We start from the raw sequence: 3,264 nt of genomic DNA, 5'->3' as shown, positions 1-3,264 counted from the left end.
GCCGCCTGCGCCACCGCGGTCGGGGCGGACGCGGTGGTCGCGCTGACCGCCGAGCTCGGCCCGGCGGAGCGCTACCGGCGCTGGCTCGCCGTCCGCCGGGGCCGCGTGCGGGTCGTCGTCGGCACGCGGTCGGCCGCGTTCGCCCCCGTCGAGAAGCTCGGGTTGCTCGCCGTCTGGGACGACGGCGACGACCTGCACGCCGAGCCCCGCGCCCCCTACCCGCACGTCCGCGACGTGCTGGTGCTGCGCGCGCACGCGGCCGGCGCCGCTCTGCTCGTCGCCGGGTACGCGCGCACGGCCGAGGGGCAGCTGCTCGTCGAGTCGGGGTGGGCTCGGGAGGTGGTGGCGCAGCGCGACGCGGTGCGGGCCGCGATGCCGCGCGTCACGTCGATCGGGGAGACCGACGTCCAGCTCGTCCGCGACCCCCAGACGCGCTCCGCCCGCCTGCCCGCCGTCGCGTTCGAGGCGGCGCGCGCCGCGCTCGCCGGCGGGCGGCCGGTGCTCGTGCAGGTGCCCCGTGCCGGGTACGTGCCCTGGCTGTCGTGCGGGTCGTGCCGCGAGACCGTGCGCTGCCGGCACTGCGCGGGGCCGATGGGGCTCCCGGGCCGCCGTGGCGCGGGATCCGGCCCTGGGGCCGCGGGTTCCCCCGGTGACGAGGCGGCGGCCCTGCCGACGTGCCGGTGGTGCGGGCGGGCCGAGGGCGCGTTCCGGTGCGGCGCCTGCGGCTCGCGGCGGCTGCGGGCCGGCGTGATCGGGTCGGGACGCACCGCCGAGGAGCTGGGCCGGGCCTTTCCCGGCACCGTCGTGCGCGCGTCCGGCGGCGGAGCGCCCGTCCTGGCGGAGGTGGACGGCGGTGCCGCCATCGTGGTGTGCACCCCGGGCGCCGAGCCGCGGGCCGTCGGCGGCTACGGCGCAGCGCTGCTCCTCGACGGATGGGCGCTGCTCGCGCGGCCGGACCTGCGGGTGGTGGAGGAGACGCTGCGCCGATGGCTGGGCGCCGCGGCGCTCGTGGTGCCGCACACCGACGGCGGCCGCGTCGTCGTCATGGCCGAGGCGGCCGAGTCCGCGGTGCAGGCCCTCGTGCGGTGGGATCCCGCCGGGTTCGCGGCCGGGGAGCTCGCATCCCGCGCCGAGGTGGGCTTCCCGCCGGCCGTGCGCATGGCCGCCGTCGAGGGCGCGGCCGCCGCGCTGGAGGAGGTGCTCGCCGAGCTGCCCCCTGCGGTCGAGGTGCTGGGGCCGGTGGAGATCGAGGCGATGCCCGGTCCGGGCGCGCCTCCCGAGGTGCGCGAGCGCGCGCTGCTGCGGGTGCCGCGCACCGAGGGCAGGGCCCTGGCCGCGCTCCTGCACGGCGCGCAGGCCGCCCGCACCGCCCGCAAGGCGGCCGACCCGGTGCGCGTGCGCCTCGACCCCGTCGAGATCGGCTGACCGATGGCGGCGGGCGTCGCGCCGCGCGGATGCCGATGATCGGCGGGGCGAGGCGCCGCGGACCCGCGTGGCAGAATGGGGGGTCGCCGGTCGGTGCCGGTCGCAGCCCCGTCGAGGCTCGTCGTCACGGGGCCCTCGGCAGCAGGTTCGCCCTACACCGGGGTCGCCCGGCACCACGGCGGCCGATCCGTACCGGCCGCGAACCCGCCCGGTCCGACCCGTGAGGAGATCCGTGTCCGTCCAGCCCGTCCGGCTCTTCGGCGACCCGGTGCTGCGCACCCCCGCGGCGGAGGTCACCACCTTCGACGCCGAGCTGCGCAAGCTGGTGGCCGACCTGACCGACACCATGCACGACGAGGGCGGGGCCGGGCTGGCCGCGCCGCAGCTCGGCGTGGGACTGCGCGTGTTCACCTACGACTGCGACGGCTTCGCCGGGCACCTGGTGAACCCCACGTTCGACGTGGTGGGCGACGAGGAGCAGATCGGCCCGGAGGGCTGCCTGTCCATCCCCGAGCTGCGCTGGGACTGCCGCCGCCACCTGCACGTCGTGGCCCACGGATGGGACCAGTACGGCGAGCCCGTCACCGTGGAGGGCAGCGAGCTGCTCGCCCGCTGCATCCAGCACGAGACCGACCACCTCGACGGCGTACTGTTCGTCGACCGCCTCGACGCCGAGACGCGCAAGCAGGCCATGGCCGAGATCCGCGCCGCCGAGTGGTTCGGCGCCGGGGCACCGCCGGTCAAGGTCAGCCCGCACCCGCTGTTCGGGAAGGTCAGGTAGGCGTGCGGCTGGTCTTCGCCGGCACCCCCGAGCCCGCCGTGCCGTCACTGCGGGCGCTGCTCGCGTCGTCGCGGCACGAGGTGGTGGCCGTGGTCACCCGCCCGGACGCGCCCTCGGGCCGCGGCCGGAAGCTGAGCCGCTCACCCGTCGGTGCGCTCGCCGACGAGGCGGGCATCCCCGTGCTGACCCCCGCCCGTCCCCGGGACCCCGAGTTCCTCACGGCCCTGCGCGAGCTCGAGCCCGACTGCTGCCCCGTGGTGGCCTACGGCGCGCTGCTGCCGCGCGCCGCGCTCGCCATCCCCCGCCACGGCTGGGTGAACCTGCACTTCTCGCTGCTGCCCGCCTGGCGGGGCGCCGCTCCCGTGCAGGCCGCGGTGCGCCACGGCGACGAGATCACCGGCGCCACCACGTTCCTCATCGAGGAGGGCCTCGACACCGGCCCGACGTTCGGTGTGGTGACCGAGGCCGTCGGTGCCTCCGACGCCGCGGGCGACCTGCTCGGCCGGCTGGCCGTGTCGGGCGCGGCGCTCCTGGAGGCCACCATGGACGGGATCGCCGACGGCACGCTCGTGGCCCGGCCGCAGCCCGCCGACGGCATCTCGCACGCCCCGAAGGTGACCACGGCCGACGCCCGCGTGGACTGGTCCACCGTCCCGGCGGCCGTCGATCGTCTGGTGCGTTCGGTGACGCCGGACCCCGGAGCCTGGACCACCTTCCGCGAGGAGCGCCTCGGCCTCGGGCCGCTGCGGCCCATCGCGGACGCCGCGGGAACGGGCGCCGGGGCGCCCGCGCTGAAGCCCGGCGAGCTGTACGCCGAGAAGAGGCGCGTGCTCGTCGGCACCGGGGGAGCACCCCTGGAGCTCGGCGAGGTGCGCCCCGTCGGCAAGCGCGCCATGCCCGCACCCGACTGGGCCCGCGGGGTACGCATCGAGGCAGGGGAGCTGCTCGTATGACCGGACGGCTCCGACCAGGCCGAACCCCGGGCGGGTGGCGCCGATGACCACCCCCAGGCGCGGCGGTGCGCACGGCGACGGCCCGCGGCGCGACGGCGGCGGACG

The 3,264-nt window shown here is 78.1% G+C and carries 3 protein-coding genes; all 3 read left to right on the top strand.

The features are described 5' to 3' along the window. The coding region (locus JWR81_RS14195; RefSeq protein ID WP_297651484.1) for a primosome assembly protein PriA at positions 1–1,425 on the top strand (1,425 nt) is incomplete at its 5' end. Between the two features lie 232 nt (positions 1,426–1,657). Beyond that, positions 1,658–2,206, top strand: a complete 549-nt coding sequence (def, locus tag JWR81_RS14190; RefSeq protein WP_297651482.1) for a peptide deformylase — start codon at positions 1,658–1,660, stop codon at positions 2,204–2,206. Between the two features lie 2 nt (positions 2,207–2,208). Beyond that, entirely contained in the window at positions 2,209–3,159 is a 951-nt protein-coding gene (gene fmt, locus JWR81_RS14185) for a methionyl-tRNA formyltransferase (RefSeq protein WP_297651480.1), read from the top strand. Positions 3,160–3,264: the final 105 nt, after the last annotated feature.

It is taken from the genome of Pseudonocardia sp. (assembly GCF_025965585.1).
Lineage (GTDB): Bacteria > Actinomycetota > Actinomycetes > Mycobacteriales > Pseudonocardiaceae > Pseudonocardia.
Note: the sequence above shows the minus strand (reverse complement) of the source record. Positions and strands in the feature narration are given on the sequence as shown.